The sequence below is a fragment of the Herbaspirillum sp. WTB6 genome (assembly GCF_057457785.1).
The window spans coordinates 1,468,243-1,481,136 of the sequence record NZ_CP176522.1 but is presented as its reverse complement, the minus strand read 5'-3'; the positions used below and the strand labels follow the sequence as shown (position 1 = coordinate 1,481,136).

Annotated in this window: 15 protein-coding genes; 6 read left to right on the top strand and 9 right to left on the bottom strand. The window is 61.7% G+C overall.

The window, feature by feature from the left end:
- The first annotated feature begins 88 nt into the window (after window positions 1-88).
- The gene (locus tag ACK2VC_RS06860) at window positions 89-1,225 is read left to right on the top strand and encodes a ribonucleotide-diphosphate reductase subunit beta (protein WP_486733186.1); all 1,137 of its coding nucleotides are present in this window, start codon (window positions 89-91) and stop codon (window positions 1,223-1,225) included.
- A gap of 506 nt (window positions 1,226-1,731) precedes the next feature.
- Here ACK2VC_RS06860 and ACK2VC_RS06855 read toward each other — a convergent pair.
- Complete coding sequence (locus ACK2VC_RS06855; RefSeq protein WP_486732861.1) at window positions 1,732-2,388, bottom strand: hypothetical protein; 657 nt, start codon at window positions 2,386-2,388, stop codon at window positions 1,732-1,734.
- A 145-nt stretch (window positions 2,389-2,533) separates the two neighbouring features.
- On the opposite strand from ACK2VC_RS06855, the gene ACK2VC_RS06850 reads away from it, so the two are divergent.
- Together ACK2VC_RS06850 and ACK2VC_RS06845 are read left to right on the top strand one after the other, a co-directional pair.
- A complete protein-coding gene (locus tag ACK2VC_RS06850; protein WP_486732860.1) occupies window positions 2,534-3,076 on the top strand; it encodes a YggT family protein in 543 nt (180 codons plus the stop codon).
- Window positions 3,073-3,411 carry a DUF167 domain-containing protein gene (locus ACK2VC_RS06845; RefSeq protein ID WP_486732859.1) on the top strand — a complete coding sequence of 113 codons (339 nt, stop codon included), beginning with the start codon at window positions 3,073-3,075 and terminating at the stop codon, window positions 3,409-3,411. The genes ACK2VC_RS06850 and ACK2VC_RS06845 overlap by 4 nt, the downstream gene beginning before the upstream one ends.
- On the opposite strand, the gene ACK2VC_RS06840 is transcribed toward ACK2VC_RS06845, so the two are convergent.
- The 8 genes from ACK2VC_RS06840 to ACK2VC_RS06805 all read right to left on the bottom strand — a co-directional run bounded on the left by ACK2VC_RS06840 (window position 3,408) and on the right by ACK2VC_RS06805 (window position 10,183).
- On the bottom strand, window positions 3,408-4,340 hold the full coding sequence (locus ACK2VC_RS06840; protein ID WP_486732858.1) for a carbohydrate kinase family protein: 933 nt from the start codon (window positions 4,338-4,340) through the stop codon (window positions 3,408-3,410). The genes ACK2VC_RS06845 and ACK2VC_RS06840 overlap by 4 nt on opposite strands.
- Before the next feature lie 123 nt (window positions 4,341-4,463).
- On the bottom strand, window positions 4,464-5,564 hold the full coding sequence (locus ACK2VC_RS06835; protein ID WP_486732857.1) for a DUF3426 domain-containing protein: 1,101 nt from the start codon (window positions 5,562-5,564) through the stop codon (window positions 4,464-4,466).
- Between the two features lies 1 nt (window position 5,565).
- Complete coding sequence (gene prmA / locus ACK2VC_RS06830; RefSeq protein WP_486732856.1) at window positions 5,566-6,486, bottom strand: 50S ribosomal protein L11 methyltransferase; 921 nt, start codon at window positions 6,484-6,486, stop codon at window positions 5,566-5,568.
- A 10-nt stretch (window positions 6,487-6,496) separates the two neighbouring features.
- Entirely contained in the window at window positions 6,497-7,879 is a 1,383-nt protein-coding gene (gene accC / locus ACK2VC_RS06825) for an acetyl-CoA carboxylase biotin carboxylase subunit (protein WP_486732855.1), read from the bottom strand.
- 103 nt (window positions 7,880-7,982) lie between these two features.
- A complete protein-coding gene (accB, locus tag ACK2VC_RS06820) occupies window positions 7,983-8,450 on the bottom strand; it encodes an acetyl-CoA carboxylase biotin carboxyl carrier protein (protein WP_486732854.1) in 468 nt (155 codons plus the stop codon).
- Between the two features lie 77 nt (window positions 8,451-8,527).
- Window positions 8,528-8,965: a type II 3-dehydroquinate dehydratase gene (gene aroQ, locus ACK2VC_RS06815; RefSeq protein WP_486732853.1), complete on the bottom strand. Its 438-nt coding sequence runs from the start codon at window positions 8,963-8,965 to the stop codon at window positions 8,528-8,530.
- A gap of 82 nt (window positions 8,966-9,047) precedes the next feature.
- Complete coding sequence (locus ACK2VC_RS06810) at window positions 9,048-9,569, bottom strand: TlpA family protein disulfide reductase (protein WP_486732852.1); 522 nt, start codon at window positions 9,567-9,569, stop codon at window positions 9,048-9,050.
- Entirely contained in the window at window positions 9,566-10,183 is a 618-nt protein-coding gene (locus ACK2VC_RS06805) for a hypothetical protein (protein WP_486732851.1), read from the bottom strand. The genes ACK2VC_RS06810 and ACK2VC_RS06805 overlap by 4 nt, the downstream gene beginning before the upstream one ends.
- Window positions 10,184-10,287: 104 nt before the next feature.
- Between ACK2VC_RS06805 and mpl the strand changes: the two genes are divergently transcribed.
- Genes mpl through ACK2VC_RS06790 form a run of 3 tightly spaced genes read left to right on the top strand, consistent with a single transcriptional unit; the run spans window position 10,288 to window position 12,844 of the window.
- Window positions 10,288-11,670 (top strand): UDP-N-acetylmuramate:L-alanyl-gamma-D-glutamyl-meso-diaminopimelate ligase, encoded by a 1,383-nt coding sequence (gene mpl, locus ACK2VC_RS06800; protein ID WP_486732850.1) that lies wholly within the window; start codon window positions 10,288-10,290, stop codon window positions 11,668-11,670.
- The gene (locus ACK2VC_RS06795; RefSeq protein WP_486732849.1) at window positions 11,667-12,251 is read left to right on the top strand and encodes a YqiA/YcfP family alpha/beta fold hydrolase; all 585 of its coding nucleotides are present in this window, start codon (window positions 11,667-11,669) and stop codon (window positions 12,249-12,251) included. Before mpl ends, ACK2VC_RS06795 begins: the two co-directional genes overlap by 4 nt.
- On the top strand, window positions 12,251-12,844 hold the full coding sequence (locus ACK2VC_RS06790; protein WP_486732848.1) for a chorismate--pyruvate lyase family protein: 594 nt from the start codon (window positions 12,251-12,253) through the stop codon (window positions 12,842-12,844). Before ACK2VC_RS06795 ends, ACK2VC_RS06790 begins: the two co-directional genes overlap by 1 nt.
- Window positions 12,845-12,894: the final 50 nt, after the last annotated feature.

The following is a 12,894-nucleotide window of genomic DNA, read 5'->3' as shown; positions in this document are numbered from 1 at the left end:
GATCGGGTAAATAGGAAAAGAGGAAACCATGCTGAACTGGGAAGAGCAATCAACCGTCACCACGAATGCGCGCACGCCGCAGCCGCCAATGCAACCGCAGCCCGGTTTGCAACCAGCGGTGGCGGTCCGCCTCCAGACAGGCGCCGATGTGGCGCTGAATCCGGCGCTGGTCGCGAAGGCGGCGGAGCCGGCCGCGGGGGGCGCGGCGCGCCGTATCAATGCGGCCGACAAACGGATCATCAACGGTCAGACCGACGTCAACCAGTTGGTGCCGTTCAAATACAAATGGGCCTGGGACAAGTACCTGGCCGGTTGCGCCAATCACTGGATGCCGCAGGAAATCAACATGCAGCGCGACATCGAGCTGTGGAAGAATCCGAACGGTCTGACCGACGACGAGCGCCGCATCGTCAAGCGCAATCTGGGGTTTTTCGTGACCGCCGATTCGCTTGCGGCCAACAATATCGTGCTCGGCACCTATCGCCACATTACGGCACCCGAGTGCCGCCAGTACCTGCTGCGGCAGGCATTCGAGGAGGCGATCCACACCCACGCCTACCAGTACATTGCGGAATCGATCGGCCTCGACGAAGGCGAAATCTTCAACGCCTACAACGAAATCGCATCCATCCGCGACAAGGACGAGTTCCTGATCCCGTTCATCGATACGCTGACCGATCCCGATTTCAAGACTGGTACCGTGGAGAATGATCAGAAGCTGCTGAAATCGCTGATCGTGTTTTGCTGCCTGATGGAGGGCCTGTTTTTTTATGTCGGCTTCGTGCAGATCCTGGCGCTCGGACGGCAGAACAAGATGGTCGGGGCATCGGAACAATATCAGTACATCCTGCGCGACGAATCGATGCACTGCAATTTCGGGATCGATCTGGTCAACACGATCAAGATGGAAAATCCGCATTTGTGGACCGCGGAATTTCGCGCTGAACTCAAAGCGTTGTTTTTGCGCGCGGTAGAGTTGGAATATCGTTACGCAGAGGATACAATGCCGCGAGGTGTGCTGGGTTTGAATGCGCCGATGTTCAAAGGATATTTGCGCTTTATCGCGAATCGGCGCGCGCAGCAAATCGGACTCGATCCGATGTTCGACCAGGAAGAAAATCCGTTCCCATGGATGAGCGAAATGGTCGATCTGAAAAAAGAGCGCAACTTTTTCGAAACCCGCGTAATCGAATATCAAACGGGTGGTGCGCTGAACTGGGAATGAGCAGTCGAAGTCGCAAAGCCGGCACCCAGGATTCTGAACCTGCGTGGCCGGCGAAAGCAGTAAATCAAAAATCAGATTGCAGTCGACCTTGTCCGGAACCCGACGACTGCTGAAACGAAAGGCGTTCACCAAATTAATGGACAGCAGAAGACCGAATCGATCTTGTCTGTGCCCGCCGCTGAGTCCGCGCTTGTCGGATGAGGTGGCTTTTTCTTTGGGAAATTTGCCGGTTTTCCTGAAATCGAATTCCGACGCTGGCATGGTTGCCGGCGTTTTTTTTGACTGTGGCGGCATGGCCGCGTATTGAGCCGGATGGCGGCCGTTTCGAGGTCGGCTGTTCCGGCGCAGTCAAACAAGGCTGAAGTGCTGCATCGGTGAGGGGATGCAGCAGTTCGGCTGGTGCCGTATTCATTAGCGCAAGCAGCGACTTGCTTGTGCCGATGAATAATCCGCTGGGCCCATCGCGATGAGTCGGGCGGGTTTCAACCTTGTAGCTTGATTTTCCATCACGTGAAGGAGAAACAAATGGCAACAGCAGCAAAAAAAACCGCAGCGAAGAAACCCGCTGCGGCAAAAACGTCGGTAGCCGCGAAGGCGGCTGCCGCTGTCAAGAAACTGGTGGCGAAAACCACGGCCAAGGCTGCTGCGGCTAAAAAGCCGGCAGCCAAGCCTGCGGCAAAAGCCGCAGCCAAGCCGGTAGCCAAGAAAGCGGTTGCAGCCAAAATGCCGGTGGCAGCGAAAAAGCCGGCAGTGAAGGCCGCAGCCAAGCCGGCAGCGAAAAAAGCGGCAGCCCCTAAAGCCGCCGCAGCGAAAAAACCGGCAGTAAAAGCCGCAGCCAAGCCGGTAGCCAAGAAAGCGGTTGCCGCCAAAAAGCCGGTGGCAACGAAAAAGCCGGCAGTGAAGGTGAAGGCCGCAGCCAAGCCGGCAGCGAAAAAAGCAGCGGCACCGAAAGCCGCCGCAGCGAAAAAACCGGCAGTAAAGGCAGCTGCCAAGCCGGCAGCGAAAAAAGCGGCGGCGCCGAAAGCCGCCGCAGCGAAAAAGCCGGCAGCCAAGGCAGCCGCCAAGCCAGCAGCCAAGAAGCCGGCGGCCAAACCGGCCGTAAAAGCGGCAGCCAAGCCGGCCGCGAAAAAACCGGCAGCCAAGGCAGCGGCGCCGGCAGTCAAAACGGTGCTGGCTCCGGCAGCAGCATGGCCGTTCCCAACCGGCACCCGTCCGTAAGCGGGAGTCGTTTGGAAGCTTGATTCAATTCAGGCACAATACCCACTGCATGGCGCGAGGCCACGCAGTGGGTTTTTTTATGGGATTTTGATGCTGCAGAATATTCTTTCGCTGATCGTGAATGCTATCGCCAGTGTGCTGGGCGGCGTGCTGCTGCTGCGCTTCTGGATGCAGATCATTCGGGTGCGCCCGCCGCTGTCGATCGGGCAATTCCTGTTCCAGGTTTCCGACTGGCTGGTGCGGCCATTGCGACGATTGTTGCCGGGAATCGGCGGCATCGATTGGGCCACCCTGATTGGTGCTTTCCTGATGGCGCTGGCCGCGATCGTGGTCGATATCTGGGCGCTTTCCGCCTTTTCATTCGGCACGGTTTTCTTGCTGGCCTTGCTGCGCCTGTTTCAATGGATCTTTTACGGCTTCATGGCCTCGCTGATCATCGATGCGGTGTTTAGTTGGGTCAATCCGCAGGCGCCGCTGGCGCCTTTTGTGCGTGCCTTGAACGATCCGCTGCTGCGGCCGCTGCGCCGCATTATTCCACTGATCGGCAACATTGACCTGTCGCCCCTGGCTGCATTGCTGCTGCTGCAGATCGCCCTGCGCATCGTCAGCGCCGTGCTGATCTCCGGCTTATGAGCCAGGGGTGGTGCGTCGCTGCTGCCGGCGGCGTGCGCCTGGCGCTGCAGGTGACACCTGGCGCCAGGAAAAATGAAGTGATTGGGGTGCTGGGCAGCGAGTTGAAGATTCGGCTGCAAGCGCCGCCGATTGAGGGTCGGGCCAATGCCGCCCTGATTCGCTATCTGGCCGAGTGCCTCGGCGTGCCGAAAAGCCGGGTACGGGTGGCGCATGGCCAGACCAGTCGGCACAAGGTGGTCGAGATCGATAGCGCCCAGCTGACGCCGGCCGGCGTGCGGCAGGCGCTGTGGCCGGCTGCCGCGCCCGCTGTCGAGGCGGGCCCAAGCGCCTGCTAGAAACGGTAGCCGAATGCGCGCTGGAAGCGCAGTTCGATCTCGTCGCGGCTGGGCGCATGATTCTGGCCGCCCTGGCAGGCAATCTTGATCGCGCCCATCAGGTTGGCGAGACGGCCGGTGGTTTCCCAGTCCATCTCGTGCGTCAAGCCATAGAGCAGGCCGGCACGGAAGGCATCGCCGCAGCCGGTAGGATCGACCACCGCCGTGGCCGGCGCGCAGGGAATCGGGACGATTTGCCCGCCGGTAAATATCTCGGCGCCGAGTTCGCCGTGGGTGACCACCAGCGCCGACACCCGCTGCGCGATCTGCTGTAGGCCGAGGCCGGTGCGCTCGATCAGCAATTCTGCTTCGTAGGCATTCACCGCCACATAGGTCGCCAGCTCGATGAACTGTTTCAGTTCGTCGCCGTTGAACATCGGCAGACCCTGGCCGGGGTCGAAAATGAACGGGACGCCGAGCTCGGCGCAGTCGCGCGCGTGCTGCAGCATGCCGTCGCGGCCATCGGGCGCGACGATCGCCAGCTTGACCGGGCCGGCGTCGGCCACCCGGTTCCGGTGCGACAGGGTCATCGCGCCCGGATGGAAGGCGGTGATCTGGTTGTTGTCGGCATCAGTGGTGATGAAGGCCTGGGCGGTGTAGGCGTCGTCGATAGTGCGGATGTGCGCGGTCGCAATGCCGAACCCGCCCAGCCGCTCCAGGTAGGCGGCGCCGTCCTGGCCGATGGTGGCCATGATGTGCGGGTCACCGCCCAGCAGCTTCAGGTTGTAGGCGATATTGCCGGCGCAACCGCCGAACTCGCGGCGCAGGCTGGGCACCAGGAAGGCGACGTTCACCTTGTGTAACTGTTCGGGCAGGATCGCTTCGGAAAAACGTCCGCCGAAGAGCATGATCGAGTCGTAGGCCAGGGAACCGCAGATCAGGGATGTCATGAGGGTATCGTGGAAAAACAGCGGTTTGAACGTTTCATCATTATACTGTGATAGGTAATTTTGATATCGCCCTAAAATAGGGCAGGATAGTCGTATTTTCAGGCATACCCCACCTTTCGTGATTCAGGGGTAGAACAGGTAAATGCGATAGCCGGTCACCTTGGGCGTTGCCAGTTGAAAATAAATGCGTACCGACTGTTCGCTGTCGGCGGCGAAGCCCAGGTCTTCGCTGCGACCTGCAGGCAAGTATTCGCGCGGCAGAAAAACCCGGCGCACCAGCGGCTGTTCGCTGGCATCGTTCAAGGTAAGTTCAATGTGCGGCCAGGCTTCCACTGTGGCGCTGCGATTGCGCAGCAGCACGCTGAGTGCGAAGGTGCCCCGATCCGGCGCCAGTGCTTGCAGCTCGCTCGATTCGATGGTCACGCTGTCGATCTGCATCGGCAACTCGATGCGGCAGCCAAGCGCGGCGCAGGCCGCGGCCAGCAGCGGCTGGGTGGGTGGGAAACGGGCCGCGACCTGGCTGCGAAACGCGTACGCACCTTGCCCCAGTGCGCCCAGCAATAACAGGAAACAGGCAGCCGCCAGCCAGGCGCGCCGCATCCGTCCGTGATTCTGCCGTTGGCGTGCGCGCGCCATAAAATCCGGTTCGTCCAACTCGTCTGGCTGGTCCGGCTCCATGGCGGCGGCTGGCGATATGCTGCGGCGCAAGGGTTTGCGCTGCAAGTCATCAATCGCGCGTCCGGTTTCGTCGGCCCCATCAAGCACGCTGTCGTCGGCATCATCCGTCAGCGATTGCCGGTCGCGCGCGAAATCCATCAGGGTCATGCGCTGCAGCGGATCAGCCGCGCTCTGCCCGGCTGCAGCTTCGCCAGCCGTCTCGTCCGCGTCCGCTTGTGATGGCCACCCATCATCGGCGGCTGCGGCAATTGCGGCAGATGGCGCCGGCTCTGGCGCTTCGCTATCGACCGCAACTTGTGCCGTGCCAGGGTCAACCGCCGCCTGCTCGGTTTCCGGTTCGGGCTGTGCCGTCGCTCGAATCAGCGTGCTGCCAGCGTCCTCCGGGCGCTCAGCGGTGTTGGGCTCGGCCGCGTGCAGCAGATGCTCGATGCCGTTGAAGATTTCCTTGCAGGCGCCGCAGCGGACCAGGCCGGAGCGCAGTTTCAATTGGTCATGCGCAACCCGGAACGTGGTCCCGCAGTGCGGGCATTGGGTCGCCAGCGCCATGTCAGTCCGACGCGCAGGGTGGTCGTTCCCCTGCCAGCGCTACCCAGCCGTCCGCTTCCTGGGCAACGGCCAGCGGCAGGAAAGGAGCATAGGCGCCGATCACCTGCTCGGCTTGCGACGCCAGCACGCCGGACAGCAGCAGGCGGCCGCCTGCTGCCAGGTGCCGACACAGGACTGGTGCCAGCAGTTGCAGCGGGCCGGACAGGATGTTGGCGATGACGACCTCGAATAGTTGTTCCTGGCCGGACGCGTTCAGTTCGTTTGGCAGGTAGCACTCGATGCGGCAGCCGTTGCGCTGGCTGTTGTGGCGCGCCGAGTCGACCGCCTGCGGGTCGATGTCGACGCCCACTACGCGTGTCGCGCCGAGTTTTTGCGCGACGATCGCCAGGATGCCGGAGCCGCAGCCATAATCCAGCACCGATTGTCCGCGGGGAGCATGTGCTTCCAGCCATTCCATGCATAGCCGGGTGGTCGGGTGGCTGCCGGTGCCAAATGCGAGGCCGGGGTCGAGTTCCAGTATCAGCGCGTTCGGGTCCGGCGCCTGGTGCCAGCTTGGCACGACCCAGATGTTCTTGCCGATATGGATCGGCTCGAACTGCGACTGCGTCAGCCGCACCCAGTCCTGCTCCGCCACCTGGCGCAGGCTGTACGAGGGCGTGTCGCGAATGCCGCACGCGGCAGCGGCGGCAGCGAGCAGCGCCTGATGATCGTCGCCGGTGTTCACCAGGGCGATGACGCGGCTGCGTTGCCAGGCGTTCTGCTCCGGCTCCAGCCCCGGCTCGCCGAACAGCGGCCGTTCGGCCGCGGTGCCGACATCGGCGTCTTCCACCGACACTGACAGGGCGCCGGCGTCGAGCAAGGCATCCGACAGGGCTTCCGCCTCGTTGCGCGGAATTTCGATGACGATTTCGGTCCAGCTCATGGCTCTCGCCCTACTTTTTTGCCGGCTTGCTCATCACTTTCGCCAGTTCCGGCATTTCCGCCAGCTTCTGTTCCAGGTAATGGATATTGGTGCCGCCTTCGATGAAGCGCGCGTCCACCATCAGGTCGCGGTGCAGCGGAATGTTGGTCAGGATGCCCTCGACCACCATTTCCGACAGCGCGATCTGCATGCGCCGGATTGCCTGCTCGCGGGTGGGGCCGTGCGCGATCACCTTGCCCACCATCGAATCGTAGTTGGGCGGCACATAGTAGCCGCTATAGGCGTGTGAATCGACCCGGATGCCGGGGCCGCCCGGCGCATGCCAGGACGTGATGCGGCCCGGAGACGGCGTGAACTTGTACGGATCTTCGGCGTTGATGCGGCATTCGATCGCATGCCCCTTCAACTCGACATCGCGCTGCCGGAAGCGCAGCTTTTCACCGGCGGCGATGCGGATCTGCTCCTGCACGATATCGATGCCGGTGATCATCTCGGTCACCGGGTGTTCGACCTGCACCCGGGTATTCATCTCGATGAAGTAGAACTCGCCGTTTTCATACAGGAATTCGAAGGTGCCGGCGCCGCGATAGCCCATCTTGGAGCAGGCTACCGCACAGCGATCGCCGATTTTTTCGATCAGCTTGCGCGGAATGCCGATCGCCGGCGCTTCTTCGATCACCTTTTGGTGGCGGCGCTGCATCGAGCAGTCGCGTTCGCCAAGCCAGACCGCGTTCTTGAATTCGTCGGCCAGGATCTGGATTTCGATGTGGCGCGGATTCTCCAGGAACTTCTCCATATAGACTTCGGGGTTGCCGAAGGCGGCGCCGGCCTCGCTCTTGGTCATCGTCACCGCATTCAGCAGCGCGGCTTCGGTATGCACCACGCGCATGCCGCGGCCGCCGCCGCCGCCAGCCGCCTTGATGATCACCGGATAGCCGATCTTGCGCGCAATCTGGACGACTTCCTTCGGATTGTCCGGCAGCGCGCCGTCGGAGCCGGGCACGCATGGCACGCCGGCCTTGATCATCGCCTGCTTGGCCAACACCTTGTCGCCCATCTGGCGGATCGACTCCGGGCGCGGGCCGATGAAGACGAAGCCCGACTGCTCGACGCGTTCGGCAAAGTCGGCATTCTCCGACAGGAAGCCGTAGCCTGGGTGAATTGCTTCGGCATCAGTGACTTCGGCGGCGCTGATGATGGCCGGCATGTTCAGATAGCTCAGCGCGGAAGCGGCCGGCCCGATGCACACCGATTCATCCGCCAGCTTGACGTATTTGGCTTCGCGGTCGGCTTCGGAATGTACGACGACCGTCTTGATAGCCATTTCGCGGCACGCGCGCTGGATGCGAAGAGCAATCTCGCCACGGTTGGCAATCAGTATTTTTTCAAACATGAGAAAAGAAAAGTTGGACGTTACGGATCGGACGGCCGGGAGTGGCTGTCGGATGCATGCCGGATGGCGTCAGGCGGGCGGCAAGTGACACGCGGCGCCCGACCTAGCCGATCACAAACAGCGGCTGGCCGAATTCGACCGGCTGGCCGTTCTCGACCAGAATTTGCTTGATCACGCCGGAGGCATCGGCTTCTATTTCATTCAATAATTTCATGGCCTCGATGATACACAGCGTGTCGCCTTCCTTGACCGTGGCGCCGATCTCGACATAGGCCGCGGCTCCGGGGGCCGACGAGCGATAGAAGGTCCCGACCATCGGCGACTTGACGATGTGACCCTCCGGCACCGCAGCCGGTGCCGCCACCGCGCTGACGACTGCTGTAGCGGGAGTCGGGGCCGGCGCGGGCGCATTCTGAAGCGCAGCTTGCGGCTGCATCATGACCATTTGCGTTTGCGGCGCCGATGACGACTTCAGGATGCGTACCTTGCTTTCGCCTTCCGTGACTTCCAGTTCGGCAATGTCCGATTCGGCCACCAAGTCGATCAGCGTCTTCAGTTTACGTAAGTCCATTTAAGTTCCTTGGAACGGGTAGGTTCTTTATTGAATTGAAATCGTTGCGAATCCGGTTGGTCGAACGATAATGAAAATTAAAGCTTTTTGAGCGCAAAATCGAGCGCGGCTTGATAACCGGTCGGTCCCAAACCGCATACTACGCCGGTCGCAATGTCCGACAAGTAGGAAAAGCGGCGAAACTCTTCGCGCCGGTACACGTTTGAGATATGGACTTCAACAAACGGAATCGCGACCGCCGCCAGTGCGTCGCGCAGGGCAACGCTGGTATGGGTCAGGCCGCCCGGGTTGATGACAATCGCATCCACTTGCTCGGTTTTGGCCACATGAATGCGGTCAATCAGTGCACCTTCGTGGTTGCTTTGAAAGCAGGCCAGACTTGCCCCAGCAGCCCTGGCTTGCGCCTGTGCTGCCTGTTCGATGTCGGCCAGCGTCGTGCTGCCATATACTTCCGGCTCGCGCGTCCCCAACAGGTTGAGATTGGGGCCGTTGAGTAGAAGCAGATTTTTTGCCATGGAGATATAACTCCGTTTGCCGACGATGGGCGCATTTTGCCGCCAAATACCGCCGGTTGGCAAGGCAAAAAATTCTCTGCGGCTACAGTGTGGCCAGATCCCGGCGCAATTCATCCATTTTCAAGCGTCCAAGATAAGTCTTTTTGATTTGCCCCCGGGCATCCAGCAAGACCGTAAATGGCAGCCCTCCGGCCTGATTTCCGAGCAGCCGGGATAAGTCTGCACCGTGCATGCCTGCCACATATAGCGGGTAGCTGATTTTCAATTTAGATGAAAATTCGGTAATGTTGGCGGCAGTATCGACGCCGATGCCAATGATCTGAATATTCTTTCCGCTTAATTCATCTTGCAGATGGGTCAGTTCCGGCATTTCCTCGACGCAGGGTGCGCACCAGGTGGCCCAGAAATTGACCACCAACGGCTTGCCGCGCCATTGCGACAAGGCTTGCGGTACGCCGCTGACGTCCGGTAACGTCTGGCCGAACAGGTTGGAGACGGCTGCCGGCTGTGGCGCCGCCGGGGCAAATTTCCGGGCGCCGAAATACATGCCGGCTGTCGCCGCCAGTGCTGCGAGCACTACAAGCAGCACGATATTTTTTTTCATTCGATCGCTCCTTCGGCAACCAGAATACGCACGTTGGCGATGTCGGCCCGCGCCATTTTCTTGCCGGCCGCCGTTTTGGGGCCTGCGCGCAAATCATCCGCCTCATATAAGGCCAGATGGACGCCTTCTCCGCGCCAGACGAAACTGAGGGTCTCGATCGGGCCGGAATGGCCGTTGAAATGCGGGGTTTCCGAGACTTCGCAATTAATTTGTTGATTCAGAAGAAACATCGCAACCTCTTTTGCATTGTCCGGGAACAGCTGCAAATGAATATCGGAGTGCACGCCGGCGGTGCCGTTTTGTACCGCGCCAGTCAGGTAAGGCCGGAAGCGCTCCAGTTGTTCCATTATTTGCAGCGCCAGTTGGCGCAGGTGCAATAGTCGCGCGGGCTGGCTTTCGGCCAGAAATAATTTGTTATATGTGCGCACTTCTTCTTCGATTTGCATGTTATCTGGCATGAAATTGCCGCGTATTTTGGTGTTTCCCAAAATCTGGTGCGCGCTCTTGCGCTTCGCAGTACCATAGTCGACACCGTCTTCCGCGATCAGACGCGCCGCGCCGGCGGCGATTTCGGCGCGCAACGCTTCAATACTGGCTTGCTGGTTCATTGGCATTTACTCCAGTCTGCCGGCTGGCAAGCAGCCGGTCAGGTAAAATCGTGACTGCGCCGGCCCAGCCGGCGGCATCGATCCGCATCCATCATCCCCGGAATTTTACAATGCATATCCACGTACTCGGCATCTGCGGCACTTTCATGGGCGGCTTGGCGGTGCTGGCGAAGGAGGCCGGGCACAAGGTCACCGGCTGCGACAGCAATGTCTATCCGCCGATGAGTACGCAATTACGGGCGCAGGGGATCGAGTTGATCGAGGGTTTCGGGCCGGAACAAGTGGATTTGCGGCCGGACATGTTCGTGATCGGCAACGTGGTATCGCGCGGCAACCCGCTGATGGAAGAAATCCTGAACCGTGGATTGCCGTATATTTCCGGACCGCAATGGGTTGGCCAGCATATCCTGCGCGATAAGTGGGTGCTCGCTGTGGCTGGAACCCACGGCAAAACGACGACGGCATCGATGTTGGCCTGGATACTGGAAGACGCGGGCTATGCGCCGGGCTTTTTGATCGGCGGCGTGCCGGTGAATTTCGGCATGTCGGCGCGGCTGGCGCCGAACGACTCGGCGTTTTTCGTGATCGAGGCCGACGAATACGACACTGCGTTTTTCGACAAGCGCAGCAAATTCGTCCATTACGGCGCCCGCACCGCGATTCTGAACAATCTCGAGTACGACCATGCCGACATCTTTCCCGACCTCGCGGCGATCGAGACCCAGTTCCATCACCTGGTGCGCACCGTGCCGGGTGTTGGCCGCTTGCTGGTGAACGGCGATCAGGCCGCGCTGCGGCGCGTGCTGGCGCGCGGCTGCTGGAGCGGACTCGAATGGCTGGGAGCGGCCGCCGATTGCGACTGGAACGTGCTCGCGCATGAAAACGGCGATTTTGACGTGGTATTGCGCGGCGAGCCGCAAGGCACGGTGTCCTGGGCGTTGCTGGGCGAGCATAACCGGAGTAATGCCTTGGCGGCGATCGCCGCTGCGCGCCATGTCGGCGTGCCGCCGGCGCAGGCGATCGCGGCACTGGCCCGCTTTGAAAACGTCAAGCGTCGCATGGAACTGCGCGGCACGGTCAACGGCATCCGCGTGTACGACGATTTCGCCCATCATCCGACCGCGATCGCGACCACGGTCGCCGGCTTGCGCCAGAAGGTCGCTGCCGAGCCGAATGCGCGCATCCTGGCCGTGCTGGAGCCGCGCTCCAACACGATGAAGCTGGGGGCGATGAAGGCCGCGCTGGCGCCCAGCCTGGACGGCGCCGACCTGGTGTTCGGCTACGGCGCGCAGGGTGGCGGCAAGGACGCGCTCGGCTGGGATCTGGCGGCGGCGCTGGCGCCGCTCGGCGCGCGGGCGGCAACCCACCATGACTTGGCGGCGCTGGTGGCCGCGGTGGCGCAGGCGGCCCGACACGGCGACCATATATTAGTCATGAGCAACGGCGGTTTCGGCGGCGTGCATCAGAAAATCCTGGACGCACTGGCCCGATGATCCTGTATCTGCACGGTTTTCGCTCGTCGCCGCAATCCTTCAAGGCGCAATTGATCGGCCGGCGGCTGCAGGCGCTTGGGCGCGCCGCCGAATACTGCTGCCCGCAATTGCCGGCTTCGCCCACGCAGGCGATTCGGCTGGCGCAGCAACTGGTGCGCGATTGCCCGCCAGCGCAATTGACGCTGATCGGTTCTTCGCTGGGCGGCTATTACGCCACCTGGCTGGCCGAGCAACTTAGTTGCCGGGCGGTGTTGCTGAACCCGGCGGTGACGCCGCCGCGCGACTTGGAGCAGTACGTCGGCGCAGGCAGCGCGTGGCATTCCGACGAACCGTTCGAATTCAAGGTCGAATATCTGGATCAACTGCGGGCGCTGGCGGTGAACCGGATTACCGAGCCAGAGCGTTATTTCCTGATCGCGGCGACCGGCGACGAGGTGCTTGACTGGCGCCAGATGGTCGCCCATTACGCCGGTGCGCGGCAATTGGTGATCGATGGCAGCGACCACGGCATCAGCGACTTCGAGCGTTATCTGGACCAGGTGTTGCAGTTCTGCGGCAGCACGGCACAGGTGCGCAGTTGATGGCACGGGCGGGATCTCAGGCGCGCTGGCTGCCGCACGTCAACGGCGTCAACCCGCCGCCGCCAATGCGTCGCTGGCTGGCTGATACGGCGTCGCTGACACTGAAGCTGGCCGCGCGCTGCGGCCGATTCCGGGTGCGCCGGCTGCGGCAGGGCCGGGCCGTTTGCCTGGCAGACGAAGTTGATGCCGCACAATTGCCGCGTCGGCGCTGCGTGCAGGAGCGCGAAGTGCTGCTGCAGTGCGACGGTCAGGCGATAGTGTATGCGCACACCGTCGTGCCGCTGCAGGCGAGCGCGACGGATTGGCCGTTTTTCGGTACCCTGGGGGAGCGCTCATTGGGCACGACGCTGTTCAGCGATCCGCGCGTGGTGCGCGGCGCGCTGCAGTTTGCGCGCCTGCCGCTGCGCCATCCGCTGCTGCAGCGGGCTCGCGCCGCGCTCGGACCGGATTCGGTGCAACATCCGCTGTGGGCGCGCCGCTGCCTGTACCGGCGCCGCAACGGCGTCTTGCTGGTGACCGAAGTATTTCTGCCAACCATTGCCGAGCTCGATTTGCCATTAGTAGCCGAACCATCGCGGCGCATACCCGACTAACCAGTCAACCGGCGGTTAGCCGCCACCAAGCAACCAACCAGCAAGCATTC

Coding starts and splice junctions, on each gene's coding strand:
- ACK2VC_RS06860 (WP_486733186.1), top strand. CDS start 89: ATGCAACCGCAGCCCGGTTTGCAACCAGCGGTGGCGGTCCGCCTCCAG.
- ACK2VC_RS06850 (WP_486732860.1), top strand. CDS start 2,534: ATGCTGCAGAATATTCTTTCGCTGATCGTGAATGCTATCGCCAGTGTG.
- ACK2VC_RS06845 (WP_486732859.1), top strand. CDS start 3,073: ATGAGCCAGGGGTGGTGCGTCGCTGCTGCCGGCGGCGTGCGCCTGGCG.
- ACK2VC_RS06840 (WP_486732858.1), bottom strand. CDS start 4,340: ATGACATCCCTGATCTGCGGTTCCCTGGCCTACGACTCGATCATGCTC.
- ACK2VC_RS06835 (WP_486732857.1), bottom strand. CDS start 5,564: ATGGCGCTGGCGACCCAATGCCCGCACTGCGGGACCACGTTCCGGGTT.
- prmA (WP_486732856.1), bottom strand. CDS start 6,486: ATGAGCTGGACCGAAATCGTCATCGAAATTCCGCGCAACGAGGCGGAA.
- accC (WP_486732855.1), bottom strand. CDS start 7,879: ATGTTTGAAAAAATACTGATTGCCAACCGTGGCGAGATTGCTCTTCGC.
- accB (WP_486732854.1), bottom strand. CDS start 8,450: ATGGACTTACGTAAACTGAAGACGCTGATCGACTTGGTGGCCGAATCG.
- aroQ (WP_486732853.1), bottom strand. CDS start 8,965: ATGGCAAAAAATCTGCTTCTACTCAACGGCCCCAATCTCAACCTGTTG.
- ACK2VC_RS06810 (WP_486732852.1), bottom strand. CDS start 9,569: ATGAAAAAAAATATCGTGCTGCTTGTAGTGCTCGCAGCACTGGCGGCG.
- ACK2VC_RS06805 (WP_486732851.1), bottom strand. CDS start 10,183: ATGCCAATGAACCAGCAAGCCAGTATTGAAGCGTTGCGCGCCGAAATC.
- mpl (WP_486732850.1), top strand. CDS start 10,288: ATGCATATCCACGTACTCGGCATCTGCGGCACTTTCATGGGCGGCTTG.
- ACK2VC_RS06795 (WP_486732849.1), top strand. CDS start 11,667: ATGATCCTGTATCTGCACGGTTTTCGCTCGTCGCCGCAATCCTTCAAG.
- ACK2VC_RS06790 (WP_486732848.1), top strand. CDS start 12,251: ATGGCACGGGCGGGATCTCAGGCGCGCTGGCTGCCGCACGTCAACGGC.